Source organism: Paenibacillus peoriae, from assembly GCF_022531965.1.
In the GTDB taxonomy this organism is placed as follows: Bacteria; Bacillota; Bacilli; order Paenibacillales; family Paenibacillaceae; genus Paenibacillus; species Paenibacillus polymyxa_D.
Genome location: NZ_CP092831.1, coordinates 4,906,227 through 4,928,377, shown reverse-complemented (window position 1 = coordinate 4,928,377; position 22,151 = coordinate 4,906,227). Strand labels below are relative to the sequence as shown.

The window sequence follows — 22,151 nt, the reverse complement described above, 5'->3', positions numbered from 1 at the left end:
AACTGTCTAATGTAATTGTTTAACGTTAATATGCAGGGCTGCGCATAATACCCGCGTTCTAAGGAGGGATACACCATGTCACAAGCAATAACTGGGCAGGAGCTTGCTTCTGCACCAGTGCGTTCATCTGCACCGCCCAACAGGGTCACAACCGAAGCCCCTTGGGTAAAGTGGACGCTGATTGTTGCTGCTTTTTTAGCTTTGCTCTGGGTACTGGTATTGCCGCTAATCGTCGTGCTTACCGAAGCGCTCAAGCAAGGATGGGGCGTATACGTTGAAGCGCTACGAGACCCAGATGCCATGTCTGCATTGCGGTTGACGCTGCTGGTGGCAGCGATCACTGTACCGCTGAATACGGTATTTGGTGTAGCTGCCGCTTGGCTGATCACGAAATTTCAATTTCGCGGCAAAGGCTTACTGGTCACCTTGATTGATTTACCCTTTGCCATCTCTCCTGTCGTTGGAGGGCTGATGTATGTATTAGTGTTTGGTGCACAGGGCTGGCTTGGACCGTGGCTGGACGAGCATGATATTAAAATTATATTTGCTTTGCCTGGTATTATTTTAGCGACGCTGTTCATCACCTTTCCATTTGTGGCGCGAGAACTCATTCCAATGATGGAAGATCAGGGACAGCAAGAGGAAGAAGCGGCGGTCACGCTGGGCGCGCGCGGTTGGCGCATTTTCTGGAAAGTGACGCTGCCGAACATCAAGTGGGGTCTGCTGTATGGCATCATTTTGTGTAATGCGCGAGCCATGGGTGAGTTTGGTGCAGTGTCCGTCGTCTCTGGACATATCCGGGGAGAGACGAACACACTGCCGCTGCATGTGGAAATTTTGTATAACGAATATCAGTTCTCGGCATCTTTTGCGGTGGCCTCGTTATTATTATTACTTGCTCTGGCAACCTTGGTGCTTAAAAGCTGGTTTGGACGCAAACGCGTGCATTAACTTATGATTTTGTATATGATCCCTTAGGGCCTCTCTTTGCGTCTATCGTCTGTTAACGGCGAGAAGATGGGAAGAGAGGCCCTTGTTCTAAGGTGGCTGATATGGATAATAAAATGATCATATCAAGGCACGTTGGTGTGCCCAGGAGGAGCGAAGGGAAAAATGAAACATCCGTTTCAGTCCTACCGTCAGCTGTTTCCAGTGCTGTCCTCACATATCCATGTAGGGAGCTGTTCCCAAGGGGCCGTATCGAGGCCGGTTTCCGCTGCCATTGAGGAATATCATCGAAGTTTGCTGCAACACGGTCATAACGGTGATCTGTCTATGGCACGTTTGGAGGAGGCTAGAGGGCATTTTGCCAAGCTCATCGGGGCGGAGACTGACGAAATTGCGGTCCTGTCCTCAGCCTCTGAGGCGATTGCCGGGGTGGCCACAGCCCTTCCTTATGTATCGGGAAAAGAAGGCATTGTGTATGCGGACACCGACTTCCCGACAGTGGGACACATCTGGCAGGCACAGGAGATGTTCCGTGATCACATCTGTTGTATCCCCTCCATCGAGGGAGAAGTGATAATAGAACAGTATGAGGAGCATGTTACGGAGAAAACTGCGCTCGTTATGGTGTCACAAGTGAACTATACCAACGGATTTCAGCAGGATTTAAAATCCATTGCAGATATAGCTCACCGAAATCAGGCGTTGCTGTTTGTGGATGCCTATCAGTCTGTAGGGATTATTCCAGTGGATGTAAAGGCAATGGGCGTAGATATTCTGGTCGCTGGAGCACGCAAATATATGCTTGGAATTCCGGGCGTGGCTTTTCTTTATGTAAGCAAGGATCGAATAGACCGCTTCAAGCCCCGTCTTACGGGCTGGCTTGGGCAGGAGCCCGCTTCCCGGTTTGATATTGCTCACCCGGTTCCGGCGGCGGGAGCCCGACGCTTTGAGACGGGATTGCCTTCTTTCATTAGCATTTTTGCCGCCAATGCGGCCTTAAAGCTGCTGCTGGAGATTGGGGTCACGAATATTCAGGCTTATATGAGTGAGTTGTTGGATTTTTCCGTTGAATATGGACGACGCAAAGGGCTACACATACGTGTACCTTACAGGGGAGGCACATTACCAAGCCTACTCGCTGTTGAAGTAGCGGACGTGTCGGCTGTGGAGAAGAATTTGAGAAGCCAAAATATGATCGTTTCAGCACGAAAGGATGTTATCCGTGTGGCTCCGCATTTTTACAATACGGCTGAGGAAGTCCGACGGGTTTTAGATGAATTGGCAGGGAGATGTTGAACGACAAAAGCCTCTTCCGAGTGAATGGGAGCATAACATGTCCCTTTTTACACAGGAGAGGCTTTTTTGGCGTTTAGAATTCTAATTATACGATTCGTTTGCGCAGCCAGCCGGAAATCAGATCCGTCAAAATGATCAGGACCACGATGCCGAGCAAGATAACGCCTACGCGGTTCCAGTTGCGCATTTGGAGTGCAAACAGTAGCGGAGTACCGATACCACCTGCACCGACCAGACCAAGCGTGGTAGCAGAACGGATATTAATTTCAAAACGGTAAAGCGAATACGAAAGAAACTGTGGAATCACCTGCGGTAGCACGGCGAAGAAAATCACCTGCCAACGGTTGGCACCGCACGCGATCAAAGCTTCCTGGGGCCCGTGATCGACACTTTCAATCGTTTCCGAGAAAAGCTTCGCCAGCATGCCGATGGAATGAATGCCGAGGGCAAGCACACCCGCAAACGAGCCGGGGCCAACGGCTTTGATAAACAAGATGGCGACGATCATTTCGGGAAATACCCGGATGACACTAAGTACAAATTTCCCGCTACCCGATAAGGGACGCAGACGGGTCATATTGCTGGACGCCCAAAAGGCGAACGGAAGGCAGACAAATGCGGACACGAAGGTTCCGAGCACTGAAATGACCAGCGTATCCAGCAACCCGCGCAGCAAATCCTCTCCCTCAGGGATGTAGACGAACGACCAGTCGGGATGAAGGAAGCCGTCCAATATAGCGACAGAGACACTTTTGGCCGTTCCCTGTAATCCTTCAAACTGCATCCCGCGAAAAGCCCAAATATAAATGATGATTAGCAGAATAGCTATCGCCCATAGGCGCAGGCGGGAGCCCATAGGTCTGCGAAGCGTAGGATCATTCATAATAATTTCCTCCGTAGCAGGTTACTGCCGTAATCAATCGCAAGGACGATGACGAGGGTCAGTAGAATAATGATGCTTGCCCGATCATATCGGAACAGCCCCAGAGAACGGTCAAGCAACAGACCGATACCGCCAGCGCCAACCAGGCCCAGAACGGAAGCCGCGCGCACATTAACCTCAAAGGTATACAGCAAGTACGACACAAAATAAGGCAGAGCTTGCGGAACGACACCAAAGGCGATGACCTGAATGCGGCTCGCGCCAACAGCGGTCATAGCTTCCAGTGGTCCGGGATCAATGGCTTCAATCGCCTCAAAGGTCAGCTTGGCTATAATGCCAAAGGAGAAGAAGAGCAGGGCGAGCATCCCTGCAAACGGCCCGATGCCGAATACCGCCACAAAGATCGAGGCGAACAGCAAATCGGGAATCGTCCGTACTAGATTCAGGATCGTGCGCATCGGCAGCGAAATCAGCTTGCGCGGCATTACATTATAGGCACACAGCAACGCGACAGGGATCGCCAATATGGCTCCCAGTGTCGTGCCGACAATAGCGATCTGGATCGTTTCCAGCATCGGTTTCCAGATGGTAGGCAAGTAACTCCAATCAGGAGGAAACATTTCCTCCAGCAATTTGCCCATCTCCGGTAAGCCAACGATCAATTGGTAAGGCGTGGCATCCGTATGAATGGAGCAGGCTACCAGCACTACGATAAAGATCATCCAGGTGGCGTAACGCTTATAGCGTCCTGGCAAAGGTGGCCCTGCGGGCGGCTTACTTGGCTGCGGCGGTCCAGCATGCGGTGACGGTTGCGTCGAAGAGAGCGGCTGGGCAGTAGAGTCGGGCTTCATGATCCCACTCCCAGCAGCTCATCATGCTTGATGGCCCGGCCGTAGATCTCCGCAAAGGCCTCATCCGTAGCTTCCTTCGGTGTGCCGTCAAAGACCACTTCTCCGGCGCGCAATCCGATGATCCGCGTTGCATATTCGCGCGCGAGATCAATGAAATGCAGATTGACGATGGTCGTAATCTGCATTTCACGGTTGATCCGCTGGAGGTCATCCATCACCTGGCGGGTGGTCAGCGGATCCAGCGACGCGACAGGCTCGTCCGCCAGAATGATTTTAGCCTCTTGCGCCAGAGCGCGGGCGATGGATACGCGCTGCTGTTGGCCACCGGACAGCTCATCTGCCCGGCTGTAGGCTTTTTCGCGGATGTTCACGCGCTCCAGCGCTGTTAGTGCCAGTTCGATATCCTCCTTCGGGAAGAGGCCGAGAATGGTTCGCAGCGTCGAATGATAGCCGACACGGCCGGAAAGTACATTGCGGAGCACCGTCGAACGCTTAACCAGATTGAAGCTTTGAAAGATCATGCCGATATCACGGCGAATGCGCCGCAGCTCGCTGCTTCCAGCAGACGTGACGGACCTGCCACCCACGATAATGTCGCCGGACGTAATGTCATGCAGTCGGTTAATGGAACGCAGCAGGGTAGACTTACCTGCACCGGATAAGCCGACGATGACGACCATTTCTCCCTCCTGAATCGTCAAATTAATATTGTTCAACCCTTTGGTGCCGTTCGGGTATGTTTTCGATACGTTTCGAAATTCGATCATATGCTCCCAACTTTCTCCCCCGATGGGGTGGAATGAAAACAACACCGCCATGAATACATGGACGGTGCTGCCCTGTCATTCGTAAAGCCTGTTTCGTAGCTGTTACTTCATTACAGTACCTTGCTTGCTCCGATTACTTAACCGCTTGACCAACAGCTTCGGCGTATTCACGCACGGAGTCGAAGTTTTTATCGTCGCCCTTTTCATAACCTACATGGGTGTAAATCTCTTTAATGATTTCGCCGCCTGCTGGGTCTTTGGCAATGTCAATAAAGGCTTGGCTGATCTTGTCTCTCCACGCTTGATCCATATCAGAACGTACGCTGACGGTGTCATTTGGAATTTTAGCTGTGTAATGAATGACGCGAGTTTTTTCAAATACATCCGGGATTTCTTTCTTCACCGTGTTACGTGCATCTTGGAAAACAGCTACCGCATCAACCTGACCGTTCAGCAACGCCAGAATAGCAGCATCGTGGCCTTTGATTGTTACACCCTGCACATCCGTGTCCGGGTCCACGCCAGCTTTTTTCAGCTCTGCTGCAGGGTACACGTAGCCTGCGGAGGAGGTTACATTTTGCCAGCCAACCTTCTTGCCTTTCAGATCAGCTAGACTTTGAATCGGAGAATCCTTTTTCACTACGATCATGGCTTTATAAAAGTTCACTTTTTCAGTCGTGTCCTTGCCTGTGGCATCTTCAATTCCGTAGCGTTGAGCTTGCAACAGCAAGTCGGCTGCTTTACGGTTATCGTGGGCCAGTACATAAGCATTCGGCGGAAGGAATCCTACATCTACCTGTTTGGAAGACATGGCTTCCACAATCGTATTGTAGTCAGGAGATACGGTTACTTTCACCGGGATTCCAAGCTTGTCACCCAGTAGATTTTCGAGCGGTTTGGCTTTGGCTTCGAGCGTATCTGCATTTTGAGAAGGAACGAACTGTACCTTTAACTCCTTAGGAACATAGGCTGTGCTTTCGTTTTTAGAACCATCTGTACCCGGAGTGGACGCGCTGTTGTTATTGCTTGCATTGGAGCCACAAGCGGCTAGACCCGCTGCCAGTGTGAAGGTCATGCACAAGGTCAGTGCTTTTTTGAACAAAATAATTTCCCCCTAAACATCGTAATAACGAAAATAAAATTAAAAAACCTGTAAATGCTGTGACAAACCAAATCTTAACAGCTAGTCCCGTTGCTAGGGTAAAAACCACTCCTGACTTTGGTAAAAATGATGTAAAATTTATCATATTAACATTCTCTTAACAGTGCTCTGTTAGACTTGTTCAAGCTCTATGACCGAAGCTGAGGGAGAGAACAAGATTGGATATTTTGGATATTAACGAAAAGGCAGGCCATGAAAATGTAGGTCCTGTGAGGGTGAAGTTCCGCATTATGGTTACAACCGATCTGCATGTCAGCTTGTGGAATTATGACTATTATACAGATCAGGAAACGCTGCATTACGGTCTGGCGCAAACTGCCAGCCTGATTCAAACGGCCCGGGCAGAGGTGCCCAATCACCTGCTGCTGGATAACGGAGATGTGATTCAAGGGAATCCGATGGGGGATTATGCTGTACAACGCCTTCAACAAGACCCAAGCGCGGTGCATCCCGCCTATAAAGCCATGAATCTGCTTGGGTACGAGGTGGGCAATATCGGGAATCATGAATTTAACTATGGACTGGAATATTTGCAGACTTGCCTTCAAGGAGCGAAATTTCCTTATGTGAATGCCAACATTTATATAGCAGGAGAACAAGAACGAAATTATTTTACACCTTATCTATTGCTGGATAAGACGGTAGAGGATGAAGCAGGCAGTAAGCATCTATTGAAGGTGGGGGTCATCGGCTTTGTCCCTCCGCAAATTATGCAATGGGACAAGGCGTGGCTGGAGGGGAAAATCATTGTCAAAGATATGCTGGAAACAGCAAGACGGTTTATTCCAGAAATGAAGGCAGCGGGAGCCGATCTGATCATTGCCATGCCCCATGCTGGCTTCGAAGATATTCCCGAAACACTTGATATGGAAAATGCGGTGCTGCATCTGAGCAGGGTGGAAGGGATTGACGCCATTGTGTTTGGTCATGCCCATAAAGTATTCCCTGGACCTTCGTTTATGGGGAAAACAGGTGTTGATCTAGAGCGAGGTGCCATCCATGATATTCCAGCCGTGGAGCCGGGCTTTTGGGGGGATCATCTGGGGATCATTGATCTGGAGTTGACCTTTAGTGGAGGAAAGTGGAAGGTGGTTGCATCTGCTGCCGAGGTACGCCCGGTGTATGATCCGATACGCAAGGAGGCGCTGGTACAACCGGATACTGCCATTCAGCAGGCGGTAGCAGAAGAGCACGCCGGAACACTAGAGTATATTCGTGCACCTGTAGGTCAGACGACGGTGGCGGTGAACAGCTTTTTTGCTCAGGTGATGGATGATGCTTCGGTTCAGCTCGTGAATGATGCGCAAATGTGGTATGTGAAGCAGCAGATGCAAGGGAGCGAGTACGAAGGATTGCCCGTTCTGTCGGCAGCAGCTCCTTTTAAAACAGGCGGCAGATATGGCCCATCGTACTATACCCATATTCCAGCGGGAACGTTGGCGATCAAGCATATCGCCGATCTGTACAATTTTCCGAATACGCTGCATGTCGTTCGACTGACCGGAACGGAAATTCGGGAATGGCTGGAGTGGTCTGCTGGTCAATTCCGGCAAATTGATCCTTCAGCAGAACAAGAGCAAGAGCTGATTAATTCTGATTTTCCAAGCTTTAATTTCGATATCATCGACGGCATCAGGTATCAGATTGATGTAACACAGCCAGCCAGATATGATGCTGACGGGGGCCTAAAGGACCCAGATGCACACAGAATCATTCAGATGTCTTTTGATGGCGAACCGATGGATATGCAGCGACATTATCTGGTTGTTACGAATAACTATCGCGCGTTTTCCTCTGCGCTGGTCAATCCGGGTGGAGAGCGAATTATACTTGCTTCACCGGATGAGAATCGTCATGTGCTGACCGAATACGTGCGGCATATGAAGACGTTGACGCCAAAAGCTGACGGCCATTGGTCCCTCGCCCCATGGTCAGGGCGTCCGCATGTGACGTTCCTGACCTCACCGCAAGCAACGGATGCCGCTAATGCCTATTCGGAGTTGCTTTATGAAGGGTTAACGGTAGAAGGGTACGCTAAGTTTGCCGTCGATTTCGGACGTTCACGGTAGAACTGCTAACTAGTTTTTGTCCTATAAGTCCACAGCATCAAAATAATAGAAATAGACTGTCCCGCAGAGGACGGTCTTTTTTCATAAAACAGATTTAAAATCGTACAAAACTCGTGATTTTATATGTCCTGAGTCGTGTTTAAAGTTATTGACCTCTCGTATAAATAGACATATACTTTGATTAAACAAATTTTGGTTTAAAAGGTAATGAAAAAGTCACCATCATTCGTTTGAGGGGGTGTCCCTTTGGAAAAAAACACCACGATCCGCGCAGAAATAGAAAAGTATATTCAAACTGAAGGCATTTCAATGCAGTCTTTTGCAGATGCTTCCAAGGTAAATCCGGGTACACTTAGCGGTATACTTAATCGGAACCCACCACGGCCGATCTCAGTCAATCAGCTTGATCTGATTACCGAGGCCATGGGATTGGAAGAAGGATCTTTGTTCGAGATGTATGTTGATGAATGTTTTATTCATTCCTTGCCGCACTGGAGGAGGTTGCGTCCGTTTCTCCTGCGTTGTTCAGAGTTGAACAAGCTGGAGTGTATACGCAGTGTACTTGCCTATTTGATGGACGATTTATCGAACGTTCCTGCCATTTTTGAGACCGCAGAAGCGATGTTTGAGGATGGCAGACATGAAGCCGCCATGCTTCTGTATGATTGTGTCATCGAAAGTGAGAAGTATACCCACTCTGAACGATTGGCGATCAGCTATTTCCGTATATTCCAGATTCAGATTAAGGATAACCAACGGAACTTGAAGGCTGCTGTACAATTCCATTTGTACCGTAGTCGTCTACCGGAAATTTACGCATTGGAAGGCTTACATATGCTATCTCAAGTGTTTGCTTTAAAAATGCAATGGTCCGAGATGGAAATGTATGCGGACGAGCTAAGAGAGCTGGCGCAGGCATTGTATCGCAATCGGAACCGTTTCGGAGATGAGCACCTGGAGCTGCTTAAGCCGCTCGTTTATTACTATGCTCAGGGGCATCTGCTCAAGGCCAGTTGCTATGAGTTTCAGGGTAGATATGAGGAATCCAAGCAATGGATTGAAGGTTATGCAGATTTGAGCTGGTTTGAGGGTTTAGACGAAGAAGGCTGGAAAGTGGTCAACTTGCATCGTGTATATGCACAGGGCAACCGACTTTGTATTGAAATTAAAATGGGCAACACTTCTGCAATCTATGAATATATTACTTACCTGCGCGAGCATCCGGATGAGACATTGGAAGGCTTGAACACCTTGCTCGAATCGGCGAACCGGTTCGGTTATTTCGTGGATGCCGAACTGGGACTGTTTAGTCAGCAACTCAAGAACTTCTGGGAGCTTGCACCGGAACGATGGGACACTCATTATCGCAAGCACTTTAATGCATTTCGTTTTGCATCCTTTTGTAAGGTGTTTGCAGAATATTATTTCCGAAAAGGCGATTACCCCGAGGGAGTGGGACAAACACTGCATTGCTTGCAATTGTCTGTTGATAATAGCTATACCGAACATATCATTGGTTGTATGGCTTTATTTGAGCAGCATCGGAATTTTGCTACACCGGAACAGCAGCAATTGTATCAGAGCCTATGCCTGGGCGTACGTGCAAATGAAAAGAATCATGCCTATGATCACAGTACCGGCGGATATTTATAATTCTAAATTTCCTTCAAATTCTTCATATAACACGTTATTGCGAGGATATTCCCGTTTCAAAAGGGGATGTTCTCGTTTTTTAGCTGCTGCCGTCGCTTGTGACTTTTAGCATAGAGAGGATCGTATTGCGCGTTGACAAGTTTCGCAAGCGGGATTAGGATAAATGCAGCACAGAAAGTGAAGGAGAGCATGAACAAATGACGATTCCCAAAACATTAACGATAGCCGGCTCCGACACAAGCGGTGGAGCGGGTATTCAGGCAGACCTGAAAACCTTTCAGGAGCTTGGCGTATATGGTATGACCGTATTGACAACCGTAGTAGCGATGGGGCCTAAAACCTGGGACCATCTTGTATATCCTGTTGCGTTGGATGTGGTAGAAGCGCAGCTGCGTACTGTATTGGAAGGTATCGGCTTTGATGCGATGAAAACCGGCATGCTTGGTTCCGTTGAAATTATCGAGCTGGTAGCCAGCCATTTGAAAAAGCATGATTTGAAGCGGATCGTAATTGACCCGGTCATGGTCTGCAAAGGCACGGATGAAGTGCTTCAGCCGGAAAATACAGAGGCGATGCTGGAATTGTTGATCCCTGGCGCTGACCTGGTAACACCGAACTTGTTCGAGGCTTCGCAACTGGCGAAGAATGGACCGATCACGACACTGGAGCAGATGCAGGAAGCGGCTGCGATTATCCATGAGCGTGGAGCTAAGCATGTACTGATCAAGGACCGTGGCAAAATTCGTGCAGGTAAAGCGATGGATCTGCTATATGACGGAATCACTTTTGACTGGTTTGAAGCCGATGTTGTAAAAACAAACTTTACCCACGGTGCAGGCTGCACCACTTCGGCAGCGGTAACGGCTGGTTTGGCACAAGGGCTGACTGTACGTGAAGCAGTGGATCAGGCCAAGAAATTCATTACACAGGCCATTGAAGGTAGCTTCAAGCTGAATGAATTCGTCGGTCCAACCCTGCATGCGGCACATCGTTTGCAAAACCAATAAAGCATGAAGGTCTGCGACATTAGGGAGACTTATAAATCCCCACCAGGCTGTATATATATTTAGGTTGCTTTAGGCAGCGACATCTATGATATATAAGTTAGATTAGGCTCAAAAGCCGCAATACATAGTATTGCGGCTTTTGAGGTTGTATTTTATTGGAATTTCAGCTTCCAGTTTGGTCTAATCGTACTGTATAATAGGCATCAGATTTATTACATTTAAGGAGGAACCGAAGCAATGACATTATTCAGCCAAATGGCTTACAGCCGACCAGAGCAACCTGAAATTGAACAGCGGTTTAAAACGCTGTTGCAGCAGTTTCGTGAAGCGGACAGCGTAGAACGTCAAAATGAAGTGATTCATGCGATTAATAAGCTGCGCAGTAATGTGGAAACGCAATTGCAATTGGTGGAAGTTCGGCACTCCATTAATACGGAGGACGCCTTTTACAAAGCGGAGCAAGAGTACGCTGATGATTTCATGCCGGTTATTCAGGAGTATGTAACCGATTACTACCGGGCATTGGTGGATTCTCCATTCCGCAACGAGTTGGAGAGTCTATGGGGCAGCCAGCTTTTCAGTATTGCCGAGGTAGCCCTCAAGTCGTTCCATCCGGATATTATTGAGGATTTGCAGCAGGAGAATAAGCTGACTTCGGAATATGCTCAATTGATTGCTTCAGCGAAGATCCCGTTCGAGGGGGAAGAACGCACATTGTCACAGCTCCTGCCATTTGAAATGGCTACCAATCGGGAGACACGCAAACAGGCCTCCGAGGCTAAATATCAATTTATGAGTGAGCATGAGGACGAGCTGGATCGAATTTATGATGAATTGGTCAAGGTACGTACGCGCATGGCACACAAGCTGGGCTATGACAACTTCGTAGAATTGGGCTATGCCCGCTTAGGACGTACAGATTACAATGCCGAGATGGTAGCCAATTTCCGCGAGCAGGTGCTCAAGCACATCGTTCCTTTGGCAACCAAGCTGAAGGAGCGCCAGCGCGAACGGATTGGAGTAGATCAGCTTCGCTATTACGATGAAGGCTTCAACTTCCTGTCAGGCAATCCTACGCCTAAAGGTGACCCGAAGTGGATCCTTCGTAATGGAGCACGCATGTATGAGGAGCTTTCAGCGGAAACACATGAATTTTTCAGCTTTATGATCGAACGTGGATTAATGGATTTGATCAGCAAAAAGGGAAAACAAAGTGGAGGCTATTGTACATTTTTGAGCGAATATGGCACGCCGTTTATTTTCTCCAATTTCAATGGTACGTCCGGTGATATCGACGTATTGACGCATGAAGCAGGTCATGCCTTCCAGGTCTATGAAAGCCGACATTTTGAAATTCCCGAGTACCATTGGCCAACGATGGAGGCGGCTGAGATTCACTCTATGAGCATGGAGTTTTTTGCATGGCCCTGGATGAATCTGTTCTTCGAGGAAGATACGGACAAATATCACTTTGAACATCTATCTTCATCGTTGCTGTTCGTTCCTTACGGCGTAGCCGTGGATGAATTCCAACATGCTGTATACGAACATCCGGATTGGACCCCAGCCGAACGTAAAAGCGCATGGCGCTCCATTGAACGTAAGTATAAACCGCATCTGGATTATGAAGGCAACGAGTATCTGGAGCAGGGCGGATTCTGGCACAAACAGGGGCATATTTTCCAATCTCCGTTCTACTACATTGACTATACACTCGCGCAACTGTGCGCGTTCCAATTCTGGAAACGCATGAGTATCGACCGGACAGCAGCGTGGGAAGATTATTTGAAGCTGTGTCGTGCTGGGGGAAGTCGATCCTTTACCGGATTGGTTGAGCTGGCTGGACTCATCTCGCCATTCCAAGATGGTTGCATTGCCTCAGTAATCGGAGAAATCGAAGCATGGCTGAACAGTGTGGATGATAAAAAGCTGTAAGCTAACTAAAAAGGGCATTTCACTTACCTGTCAAAGCGGAAAAGCATGCAAATGACATGTTTTATAGGTAAAAGCAGGGCGGTTGCACGAAAAAAAGCCGGGAACCTCTACATGATGTAGGAGTCCCGGCTTTGTGTGATTTTAGAGCAAATATACCTTATTCATGTTTGGTGTTGAGTGGTTTGAGATTAGCCTCAATCGAAGCACGGCGCGACTCCAAAAATGGAGGCAGTGATAGGGATTCGCCCAGAAACTCCAATTCCTCATCGGTGTCAAACCCTGGTCCATCGGTAGCCAATTCAAACAGAATGCCGTTCGGCTCACGGAAGTACAAGGAACGGAAATAAAAGCGATCTACAAAACCAGAGTTGGAAATTTGCAGCTGACCAATACGCTCTACCCATTGTTTGAGCTCTTCCTCGGTTTCAACACGGAAAGCTACATGATGCACACTGCCGCGTCCTGGTCGCTCTTGTGGCAGATCGTTGCGCTCTTCCAGATGCACCTCAGTTCCTGTACCGCCTTCACCCGTTTCATAGATGACCACATCCGGTTGTCCAGCAACAGGGGAAGGATAGGAGCCCTTTTTGCGGAAGCCCATAACCTGTTCAAGAATGAGAATAGTATTCTCCGCTTTGGGAATGGTCAGATGAACGGGCCCAAGTCCTACAATGCCGTATTCGGCAGGGACAGGGCTTTTCTCCCAAGGCGTGCCGCCACGCATTCCGTGATCATGCTCATCTGAAACGAGGAAGAAGCGTTGTCCTTCAAAATCCTCAAACGAAAGTGCCAGGCGTCCTGCTTGATCCGTAATTTCGCCATGTTTTACATCCAGCTGCTCGAAGCGGTTTTTCCAGTAATCCAGTGCCTTGTCATTTGGTACCCGTAGGGAGAGAGCTGAAATGCTGTTATTTCCTGTACGAGTTTGTCCCGCATGTGGAATTTCAAAGAAAGTGACTTCTGTACCCGCAGTTCCACGCTCATCTCCGTAAAAAAGGTGATACACACTAACATCATCTTGGTTCACCGTTTTCTTGATCAACCGAAGTCCCATTACCTGAGTGTAAAAATCAACATTTTTAGCCGCTGCTGCTGTAATCGCCGAAACGTGATGCAATCCTAATAGTTTCATGTCATTATCCTCCTTGGTTTTTATATGATTAGGTTTTTCTAAACAAAATAAACAGTCGAAAAACTTTTCTTTATATTTATTATCTTGATATTAAGATATATTATTTTTGATTGTTTGTCAACTTAAATTACGGTCTTGCTACAATACAGTTTCATGACGGACAATAATAGAAATTCGAAATAATGCAAAAGCAGATACAATAAAGCCCAATAAGGCCCAATATAGATAGAACGAATTTTATTATAAAAGGAGTGTACTCAATGTATACGGATAAGGATTTAACGATTAGGCCTGTTACAGAAGAAGACCTGCCGGCTCTTTGGACGTTAACTTTTAAGGAAGAAGCACCGGAATGGAAGCAGTGGGATGCACCTTATTATGAACATAAGCCACTTTCTTTTGAGGAGTATTTAAAAGAGAAGGAAAAGCGAATCGGGCAAGATGACTTTTGGATCATTGAAGTGGAGGGTAAGGTCATTGGATCGGTTAGCTACTATTGGGAGCATCAGCCTTCCCAATGGCTTGAAATGGGGATAGGTATCTTTGATTCGCGGTATTGGAGCGGTGGGTACGGTACGAGGGTGCTTCGACTGTGGATCACGCATTTGTTTAATACATTACCTCTAGTAAGAGTGGGCTTTACAACCTGGTCAGGAAACCATCGGATGATGAAGGTTGGGGAGAAACTGGGCATGACCCTCGAAGCCAGGCTTCGCAAGTGCAGATATTATGATGGAGAGTATTATGATTCGATCCGAATGGGGCTTTTACGGGAAGAGTGGCGGGGATAGTTGTTCTGCAAATAAGAACCTTTCTAAGCATAAAAAGATGATCTCTGAATGGATCAGAAGTCATCTTTTTTGACGCGCATGGGTATTTTGCTTTCTTATTGTTAGGTGTATCTACTCTGATCCTCGAAGTCGCTCTACAATACTTTGTTTGTTGTTCATAGAATAGACTGCTGCTGGAATAAGTATCCCAAGCAATAACAGTAAAGGCAATGAGACTAGAAGTGGCCAAATTATAAAGTGATAGCTTAAAAGCCATAGCAAGCTGCAAAACGGTTTCACAATCAAAAGAGAAAATAAGACTGCCAATAGAATAGAGGTTAGGCTAGTAGCCCCAACATAATATAACCCTTCATAAATTAGCATTCCTCGCAGCTGCCGTTTGGTCATGCCTATGCTCTGCAGCATAGCAAATTCTTTGCGTCGGGTCAGTATGCTGGTTAAAATCGCATTAATAAAGTTCAGGATACCAATCAGGCCAATAATCAAGCTGAGCAGGCCGCCGATCATTATAACAGTAGTTTGCATACCTGATAAAGCATCTCTGGATGTAATTTTAGATTCATAGCTCATCATTGGTTCAATTGTTTCAGTGTATCGCTTCAAAAAACTCTGCATGGATGCTTCCTGAATTGAAGATACATTAAAGGCATAGCTCATTACCGCAGGCTGCTTTACAAGTGATTTGTATATATTCGCCGGGAGGTAGAAGCTATAACTCTGAAAGCGATCCGAATTGGAATATTTGATACCCACATGGCCAAGTACTGTAAACTTTTGCGTTATATACTCTCTATCCGGTGGAGCATCTGATGTACTCACATAACTATGCAAAGTAACGTTTTCTCCTACTTTATGATGAGTGGATTTCATGTAGGGCTTATCGTTGTCATCCAGTTCGACGCCTTCCAGGATATACTTACCGGAAGCTAGTTTCTTAAAATCAAGCTCACCATCAATCAATTGCAGCCGATGTAGCGGTAGCTCTTCAAGACCATACACTTCTATAAGGAAGTTGCCGCGAGCATCAGTGTTCTGGGTTTCATCCGTGATTCCTTTTGTATTCTCAGCAGTGAGAACCGTTGGACTACCGTACAATCGACCGCCTTCTTCAAAGCCTGGTTGTGCCTGTACAGCCTTAATAAAACTTTCAGTGGTTTCATTTTCATGCCCACTAAAACTGCTCGGGACCTGGAAATATCCAGCATGGGCAATGAGAAAATCGGTATCATTAAATTTGGATAAAAATTTATCCATATCAAAACTCTGAGACAGCGTGAAAACTGTATTTAGAAGCACCAAGCTTAAAGAAAGACTAATCACCACTAAAATAGTACGTTTTTTATTACGCCCCAGGTTGGAACGAGCCATGAGGTGGATTTTTGCACCTCCGGTTGATTTTTTCAGCTTACCATTGTTCTTGTTTGCCCCACTTGTGTATCTGACTGCTTCTATCGGTGATACGGATGATGCAACTCTGCCTGGCTTGAAAGTGCTGATCATTACGGTAATGAGCGCGAACAAAGCAGATCCGATAAAAATCCATGGGTTGGGAGATACCGATATCACGGTACCGTTAAAATTACTCATATTTATAATAAAAGGCACGAGCGATTTACCAATAAAAAAACCTGCAATCAATCCAATCGGGATTCCTAGAACTGATAGAATCAGCGCTTGTCTGCGGATGATCCTGCGAATTTGTTTACTGCTTGTACCGATCGTCTTTAAAAGACCATAAAAACGGATATCTCGCATTACCGATATTTGGAATATATTATAGATGATCAAATAACCAGTAAATATGATCAGTAACAGGGCAGAAGTCAACGCTATGATGGTCTCTGTATCTAGACTAAAATTGGTTGAGATGTATGCCCAATTTACATTACTCGCGATATAGTTCGGTGCATCTTCGTCAAGCGAATATCCACTTTCGGTAATCACTTTATTGAGCTTTCCTCGCAAATCAAAACTATTGTCGAACATCATATATGCACAAATGACTCCTGTATAGAAGTGATCCTTTTTATAGGTGCTTTGTAATTCCTTGGCATGAGCATCGACATAGGCTTTAGAAGCGAATATTTGCCCTACCTTAACTACAGGATCACTTTTCCACCAGCCAGAGAGGACAAAATCACGCTGTACTTCTTTACCTCGTATGTTAAGCTTTATTCTCAAAGGTGCTCCAATCTTCAGTGGAACATCCAATAGCTGCAACGTCTTGGAGTCTGCAATCACTTCATTTTCTGCGACAGGCTTGTGCCCCTCTTTAAGCTCAATAAAACCGAGCTTCATCCCTACATCATCGTAATACCAGAACTCTGTACGGCGTTTTAGGAAGTTGTCGTTTTTAACTCCGTCGCTTAATATACGGTTATAAGCGATTTCCTTGATCAATGGATGATCCTTGACATGATTAAATTCATCATCCGTTATATATTTGAGTACGGCATGTCCATCTCCACCGACCTGTCGCATAGTTGCCCGTTGTAAGTTTTCTATAGCGCCAATCCCCATAGTGAACAGTGTTGTAAATAGCAATGAGGTTAGTGCTATGGCAACAATAGCAAAGAGGTTACGGGCTTTATTTACTTTGAAGCTCTTCTCTGATAAATTACGGATTACTTTTTTGTTCTTTACCTTGATCATTTTGTATCACCGCCGACAATTTTACCGTCCTCAATACGGATGATACGATCCGCCATTTGCGCAATTTCCTCGTTGTGGGTGATCATCACTATCGTTTGGCGGAACTGCTGGCTGGATACTTTGATCAATCCCATCACATCCAGACTGGTTTTACTGTCCAGATTTCCGGTGGGTTCATCTGCCAAGATAATGGCGGGCTTGGCTGCCAGTGCTCTGGCAATGGCTACACGTTGCTGTTGTCCACCGGAAAGATTGTTTGGCAGATTATTCATTTTATGGTCAAGGCCCAAGGTATGTACAATTTTATCTACGTGGGTTTTGTCGGGTTCTTTACCGTCCAGTTCAATAGGAAGCACAATATTTTCGTAGACATTCAAGACAGGTACCAGGTTGTAATTTTGAAACACGAAGCCAATCTTTCGTCTGCGAAAAATAGTCAATTCTTCGTCTTTCAGTGAAGAAATATCCTTACCATCAATCGTAACGTTTCCACTGGTTGGGCGATCAAGTCCACCCAGCATATGGAGAAGGGTGGATTTGCCGCTCCCGGACGTACCGACAATAGCGACAAATTCTCCGCTTTCCACCTCTAGATTCACGCCGTCTAAGGCATGAACAGCGGTATCCCCATCACCGTAATTTTTCTTTAATGCCTGAGTTTTTAATAAAGTCATTTTGTTTCCCTCCAAGAAATAGTCTGTATCTCCTTGCTATACTATACAGACCGTATCATAATAATCTTTCAACAATCTTTCTGAAATCTAACAATGTTGAAAGAATAACCTGCCTATGGAAAGAAAAATGGAAAAGGTGAGCTACCCCGGCGTGAACATATCTTGATGTAACCACCTTCTACCATGAGCTCTTTTTCTTGCTAAAAATAGTCCAATGCCAACACCCTCCTACGAATTAGCGGTATGGGAGCGATAGTAGCGCGTGAAGATTTTACCATATTCCTCTTCCACAATGCCTATGCCATTATCGGTAATATCAATTCGGCAAAAAATCGTACGCATCACTTTAATGTTCATGTGTCCGGCAGTTTCTGTGTATTTGATCCCTTTAGCAATGCATGTATAAGGAAATGAAGTTTTTCGGCTTGTGTGGATAGAGCTTTTATACAAGAGGAGTATCCTCCAGCAAATCATATTCGCTAAGCAGTTGTGAGTAAAGGAGGATGTAGCAATGCCATTCGCGTTTTCATTAGAGTCCCGTTGCCAGGAGGGATACGGATCAGCGAAATAGATTTGTACATCATGAGTGGCTTCCAAATTTGAATAGCAGGCAAACTCTTTACCGCGGTCAGCGGTTACCGTTTGGAATGCAGCAGTAGGGTACGGGGAAGCAGCTATACCAAACGCAATCTCCATGGATAACGCCGTGCGATCCGGCATCTGAATGGTGGTGTACAAGCGGGTTTTGCGTTCCACAAATGTGGCCACACAGCCTTACTTTCTCCACGGACTGAAACGACGGTGTCCAGTTCCTAATGACCGAACGTTTCCCGAGACCGTACCTCTTTTGGACGCTGGGAGATGGGCTTGCCTTTGTGTCGCAGGACGGTAAGTAGGCCTTTCACCAAAAGGTCTATATATAGCCAGCGATAGATGGTTTTAAAGCATACGATAATGACCCAGCCAAAAGTTTTAACCAGGTCATTTTCTTTACAGGGGGATTTATTCTTCTGTTCGCAGTCGTTCTACGATAGTTTTCCTGTCGCTCAGAGAATAAATAGCGAGAGGAAGACAGATCCCAAGAGCGAGCAGAACAGGCAGCACGAGGATCAGCGGCCAGATAATAAATTTATAACTCATAAACCATATTTGACTACTCAAGGGTCTCGCAATCAGGACGGAAAATAGGCTTCCTAATAAGATGGAGCATATGCTGGTGCCGAGCACATAGTACATCCCCTCATAAACAAGCATTGTTTTTAATTGTTTGTTGGTCATGCCGATACTTTGTAGTATAGCAAATTCTTGATGGCGGGTCAGAATACTAGTTAGAAGCGCGTTTGCAAAATTAATAATGCCAATCACCCCAATAATAATACTGAGCGTACCGCCGATCATCAAAATTGTTTTTTGCATACCTGAAAGCTCGGCAATTGAGGTGAATTTGGATTTATAATGCATCGTGGGCTCCTTTATTTCGGTATAGTTCTTTAAGAAGCTCTCCATCGTTTTTTCTTTACTATCGGATACATTAAAGGCATAACTCATCACCACAGGCTTCTTCACAAGCGTTTTGTAGATATCCGCCGGGAGATAGAAGTCAGTATAACTAGCAACGGCTACACCAGAATTGGATGATTTTACGCCAACATGACCAAGCACTGTGAATTCATGGCTAGTATACTCCTGGGCATTTGCTGTGTCCATATAGTTATGAAGAGTAACCTTTTCACCTACTTTGTATACGGATAGTTCCATTTCAGGATGATCGTAATTGTCTAACCTGATTCCTTCCAAAATATACTTTCCTGAAGCTAGCTTGCCATAATCAAGCTCACCATCAATTAATTGTAGTCGGTGAAGGGGGAGATCTTCAAGCCCATACACTGGTGCAGATAAGTTGCCGCGAGCGTCAGGAGTGACGATTTCCCCGTACAGCTTCTTCCCCTCTTTGTTCTCTTTATACTCGACAGTGAATAAATTGCCGCCACTGTACAATCGTCCACCTTCTTCAAAACCGGGTTGTGCCTGAACGGCCTGAATATAGCTTTCTGTCGTTGCATTGTCAGGGCCCGTGAAATGTTCTTGAAAATAATCAGCATGTGCAATCAGAAAGTCAGTGTCATGACTTTTAGACACATACTTATTCATATCCAGACTTTGGGATAATGTAAAAGTAGTATTCAGTAGCACTAGACCTAGAGAAAGGCTAAGCAGCACCAAAATAGTCCGCTTCTTATTGCGGCCTAAGTTGGTTCGAGCCATCAGCGGCATTTTAGCACCGTTAGTAGATTTTTTTAGTTTTTTCTTATCCTTTTTGGTAGTTCCGTCTACGTATCTTACTGCCTCGATCGGAGACACAGTCGCCGCAATTCTACTAGGCTTATATGCACTGATCATAACTGTCATGACTGCAAACAAAGCGGAGCCGATAAAAATCCATGGGCTGGGGGATGTAGTTACCTCAGCATTTGCGTGCATAGAAGTGTTCATAAGCAGCAGAGGGATAAGCGATCTGCCGACTAAAAAACCTGCGAGCAAGCCGATAGGAACCCCGATCAAGGAAAGAAATAATGCCTGTCTGCGGATAATTCTGCTGATTTGCCTGCTGGTTGTGCCAATGGTTTTTAGAAGACCGTAGAAACGAATATCACGCATCACCGAGATTTGGAAAATATTATAGATGATCAAGTAGCCAGTAAGCATGATCAGTAACAGACCAGTGGCTAGGGGGAAGACGGCTTCAGGGTTCGAACTGAAAGTGTTGGAAAGATACGCCCAGTTCACAGAACTTGCAATGTAGTTCGGTGCATTTTTGTCAAGGGAATAACCGCTTTCTGTAATCACTTTATTAAGATTTTCCCGCATATTCGAGCTGTTACCGAACATGATAGTTGCATTGATGGTTCCGGTCATATCATGATCCTGCTTATATGTGTAGCGTAATTCTTCGGCATGTGCATCCACATAAGCTTTAGAAGCATAAATTTGACCTCTGTCTATCATGGCGGCGGGGTCACTCTTCCACCAGCCGGAGAGGATAAATTCACGCTGTACCATTTTGCCGTGAACCTCAAGCTTCAAGGACAATGTGGCGCCCTCTTTCAGGGGAGTACCCAGTAACTGTAGGGTCTTCGAGTCCGCGATAACCTCATTTTCCGCCACTGGCTTGTGGCCTTTTTCTAGCTCAATCAATCCTAGCTTCAGCCCTACATCGTCATGATACCAGAACTCCGCATGGCGCTTTAAAAATTGCTCGTTCGTCACCTTTTCACTTAACACGCGGCTATACGCTATCTCTTTAATAAGAGGGTGGTCTTTGATGTGATTAAATTCCTCATCGTTGATATATTTGAGATAACCCTGCCCTGCCCCACCAGCCTGTCGCATCGTTGCCTGTTGGAAGCTATCCATCGTGCCAAGCCCCATAGTAAATAGAGATGTAAATAACAAAGTGGTTAAGGAAATAGCGATAATCGCAATAATATTGCGGATTTTATTGGCTTTAAAACTCTTATCTGATAAATTACGAACCGCCTTACTGTTTTTTACTTTGATCATTTGCCTTCACCGCCAACTATTTTACCGTCCTCAATGCGGATGATGCGATCTGCCATCTGCGCGATTTCTTCGTTGTGGGTAATCATCACCATCGTTTGGGCGAACTGCTGGCTGGATACCTTAATCAATCCCATTACATCCAAACTGGTTTTACTGTCCAGATTTCCGGTGGGTTCATCTGCCAAGATAATGGCGGGCTTGGCTGCCAGTGCTCTGGCAATAGCTACACGTTGCTGTTGTCCACCGGAAAGATTGTTTGGCAGATTATTCATTTTATGGTCAAGGCCCAAGGTATGTACAATTTTATCTACGTGGGCTTTGTCTGGTTCTTTACCGTCCAGTTCAATAGGAAGCACAATATTTTCGTAGACATTCAAGACAGGCACCAGGTTGTAATTTTGAAAAACAAAGCCAATCTTTCGTCTGCGAAAAATAGTCAATTCTTCGTCTTTTAGTGTAGAAATATCCTTGCCGTCAATCGTAACGTTTCCACTTGTCGGACGATCAAGTCCACCCAGCATATGGAGAAGGGTAGATTTTCCGCTCCCGGACGTACCGACAATAGCGACAAATTCTCCGCTTTCCACCTCCAGATTCACGTCGTCTAAGGCATGAACAGCAGTATCTCCGTTCCCGTAATGCTTCCTTAATGCCTGAGTTTTTAATAGAGCCATATACATTCTCCTCCACAAAAAAATGTCTGTATCGTAGTCATCTACAGTACAGACACTAACACACTAATCTTTCTACAATCTTTCTGAAATCTAACG

The 22,151-nt window shown here is 46.1% G+C and carries 16 protein-coding genes and 1 pseudogene; 7 read left to right on the top strand and 10 right to left on the bottom strand.

The annotated features are described in order from the left end of the window. The first annotated feature begins 75 nt into the window (after positions 1-75). Together cysW and MLD56_RS21890 are read left to right on the top strand one after the other, a co-directional pair. On the top strand, positions 76-951 hold the full coding sequence (gene cysW / locus MLD56_RS21895) for a sulfate ABC transporter permease subunit CysW (protein WP_029519303.1): 876 nt from the start codon (positions 76-78) through the stop codon (positions 949-951). A 162-nt stretch (positions 952-1,113) separates the two neighbouring features. Beyond that, positions 1,114-2,244, top strand: coding sequence for an aminotransferase class V-fold PLP-dependent enzyme (locus MLD56_RS21890; protein WP_029519301.1), 1,131 nt, complete (start codon positions 1,114-1,116; stop codon positions 2,242-2,244). A gap of 85 nt (positions 2,245-2,329) precedes the next feature. Here the strand turns inward: MLD56_RS21890 and phnE (MLD56_RS21885) are convergent, their stop codons facing one another. The 4 genes from phnE (MLD56_RS21885) to MLD56_RS21870 form a co-directional block, all read right to left on the bottom strand. Continuing rightward, positions 2,330-3,127 (bottom strand): phosphonate ABC transporter, permease protein PhnE, encoded by a 798-nt coding sequence (phnE, locus tag MLD56_RS21885; protein WP_029519299.1) that lies wholly within the window; start codon positions 3,125-3,127, stop codon positions 2,330-2,332. Then, positions 3,124-3,978 (bottom strand): phosphonate ABC transporter, permease protein PhnE, encoded by an 855-nt coding sequence (gene phnE / locus MLD56_RS21880; RefSeq protein WP_029519297.1) that lies wholly within the window; start codon positions 3,976-3,978, stop codon positions 3,124-3,126. Before phnE (MLD56_RS21880) ends, phnE (MLD56_RS21885) begins: the two co-directional genes overlap by 4 nt. After that, positions 3,975-4,745 (bottom strand): phosphonate ABC transporter ATP-binding protein, encoded by a 771-nt coding sequence (gene phnC / locus MLD56_RS21875; RefSeq protein ID WP_029519296.1) that lies wholly within the window; start codon positions 4,743-4,745, stop codon positions 3,975-3,977. The genes phnE (MLD56_RS21880) and phnC overlap by 4 nt, the downstream gene beginning before the upstream one ends. Positions 4,746-4,878: 133 nt before the next feature. Continuing rightward, positions 4,879-5,847 carry a phosphate/phosphite/phosphonate ABC transporter substrate-binding protein gene (locus MLD56_RS21870; protein ID WP_025722520.1) on the bottom strand — a complete coding sequence of 323 codons (969 nt, stop codon included), beginning with the start codon at positions 5,845-5,847 and terminating at the stop codon, positions 4,879-4,881. A 218-nt stretch (positions 5,848-6,065) separates the two neighbouring features. On the opposite strand from MLD56_RS21870, the gene MLD56_RS21865 reads away from it, so the two are divergent. The 4 genes from MLD56_RS21865 to MLD56_RS21850 all read left to right on the top strand — a co-directional run bounded on the left by MLD56_RS21865 (position 6,066) and on the right by MLD56_RS21850 (position 12,571). Then, positions 6,066-7,976 (top strand): bifunctional 2',3'-cyclic-nucleotide 2'-phosphodiesterase/3'-nucleotidase, encoded by a 1,911-nt coding sequence (locus MLD56_RS21865; protein WP_241113423.1) that lies wholly within the window; start codon positions 6,066-6,068, stop codon positions 7,974-7,976. Positions 7,977-8,222: 246 nt separating this feature from the next. After that, positions 8,223-9,629 carry a hypothetical protein gene (locus MLD56_RS21860; RefSeq protein WP_029519293.1) on the top strand — a complete coding sequence of 469 codons (1,407 nt, stop codon included), beginning with the start codon at positions 8,223-8,225 and terminating at the stop codon, positions 9,627-9,629. Between the two features lie 197 nt (positions 9,630-9,826). After that, the gene (thiD, locus tag MLD56_RS21855; RefSeq protein WP_029519291.1) at positions 9,827-10,636 is read left to right on the top strand and encodes a bifunctional hydroxymethylpyrimidine kinase/phosphomethylpyrimidine kinase; all 810 of its coding nucleotides are present in this window, start codon (positions 9,827-9,829) and stop codon (positions 10,634-10,636) included. Between the two features lie 237 nt (positions 10,637-10,873). After that, the gene (locus tag MLD56_RS21850; protein WP_029519289.1) at positions 10,874-12,571 is read left to right on the top strand and encodes a M3 family oligoendopeptidase; all 1,698 of its coding nucleotides are present in this window, start codon (positions 10,874-10,876) and stop codon (positions 12,569-12,571) included. Positions 12,572-12,728: 157 nt separating this feature from the next. On the opposite strand, the gene MLD56_RS21845 is transcribed toward MLD56_RS21850, so the two are convergent. Next, entirely contained in the window at positions 12,729-13,703 is a 975-nt protein-coding gene (locus MLD56_RS21845; protein WP_029519287.1) for a ring-cleaving dioxygenase, read from the bottom strand. Positions 13,704-13,963: 260 nt separating this feature from the next. Between MLD56_RS21845 and MLD56_RS21840 the strand changes: the two genes are divergently transcribed. Beyond that, positions 13,964-14,494: a GNAT family N-acetyltransferase gene (locus tag MLD56_RS21840; protein WP_029519285.1), complete on the top strand. Its 531-nt coding sequence runs from the start codon at positions 13,964-13,966 to the stop codon at positions 14,492-14,494. Positions 14,495-14,605: 111 nt separating this feature from the next. Here the strand turns inward: MLD56_RS21840 and MLD56_RS21835 are convergent, their stop codons facing one another. The 5 genes and pseudogenes from MLD56_RS21835 to MLD56_RS21815 form a co-directional block, all read right to left on the bottom strand. Further along, positions 14,606-17,146, bottom strand: coding sequence for an ABC transporter permease (locus tag MLD56_RS21835; RefSeq protein ID WP_029519283.1), 2,541 nt, complete (start codon positions 17,144-17,146; stop codon positions 14,606-14,608). Then, positions 17,143-17,820 (bottom strand): ABC transporter ATP-binding protein, encoded by a 678-nt coding sequence (locus MLD56_RS21830; RefSeq protein ID WP_165149490.1) that lies wholly within the window; start codon positions 17,818-17,820, stop codon positions 17,143-17,145. The genes MLD56_RS21835 and MLD56_RS21830 overlap by 4 nt, the downstream gene beginning before the upstream one ends. Before the next feature lie 495 nt (positions 17,821-18,315). Beyond that, a pseudogene (locus MLD56_RS21825) lies at positions 18,316-18,770 on the bottom strand (IS30 family transposase); the annotation flags it as partial. A gap of 52 nt (positions 18,771-18,822) precedes the next feature. Beyond that, positions 18,823-21,381 (bottom strand): ABC transporter permease, encoded by a 2,559-nt coding sequence (locus MLD56_RS21820; protein ID WP_029519278.1) that lies wholly within the window; start codon positions 21,379-21,381, stop codon positions 18,823-18,825. Beyond that, on the bottom strand, positions 21,378-22,055 hold the full coding sequence (locus MLD56_RS21815) for an ABC transporter ATP-binding protein (RefSeq protein ID WP_241113422.1): 678 nt from the start codon (positions 22,053-22,055) through the stop codon (positions 21,378-21,380). Before MLD56_RS21815 ends, MLD56_RS21820 begins: the two co-directional genes overlap by 4 nt. Between the last annotated feature and the right edge of the window lie 96 nt (positions 22,056-22,151).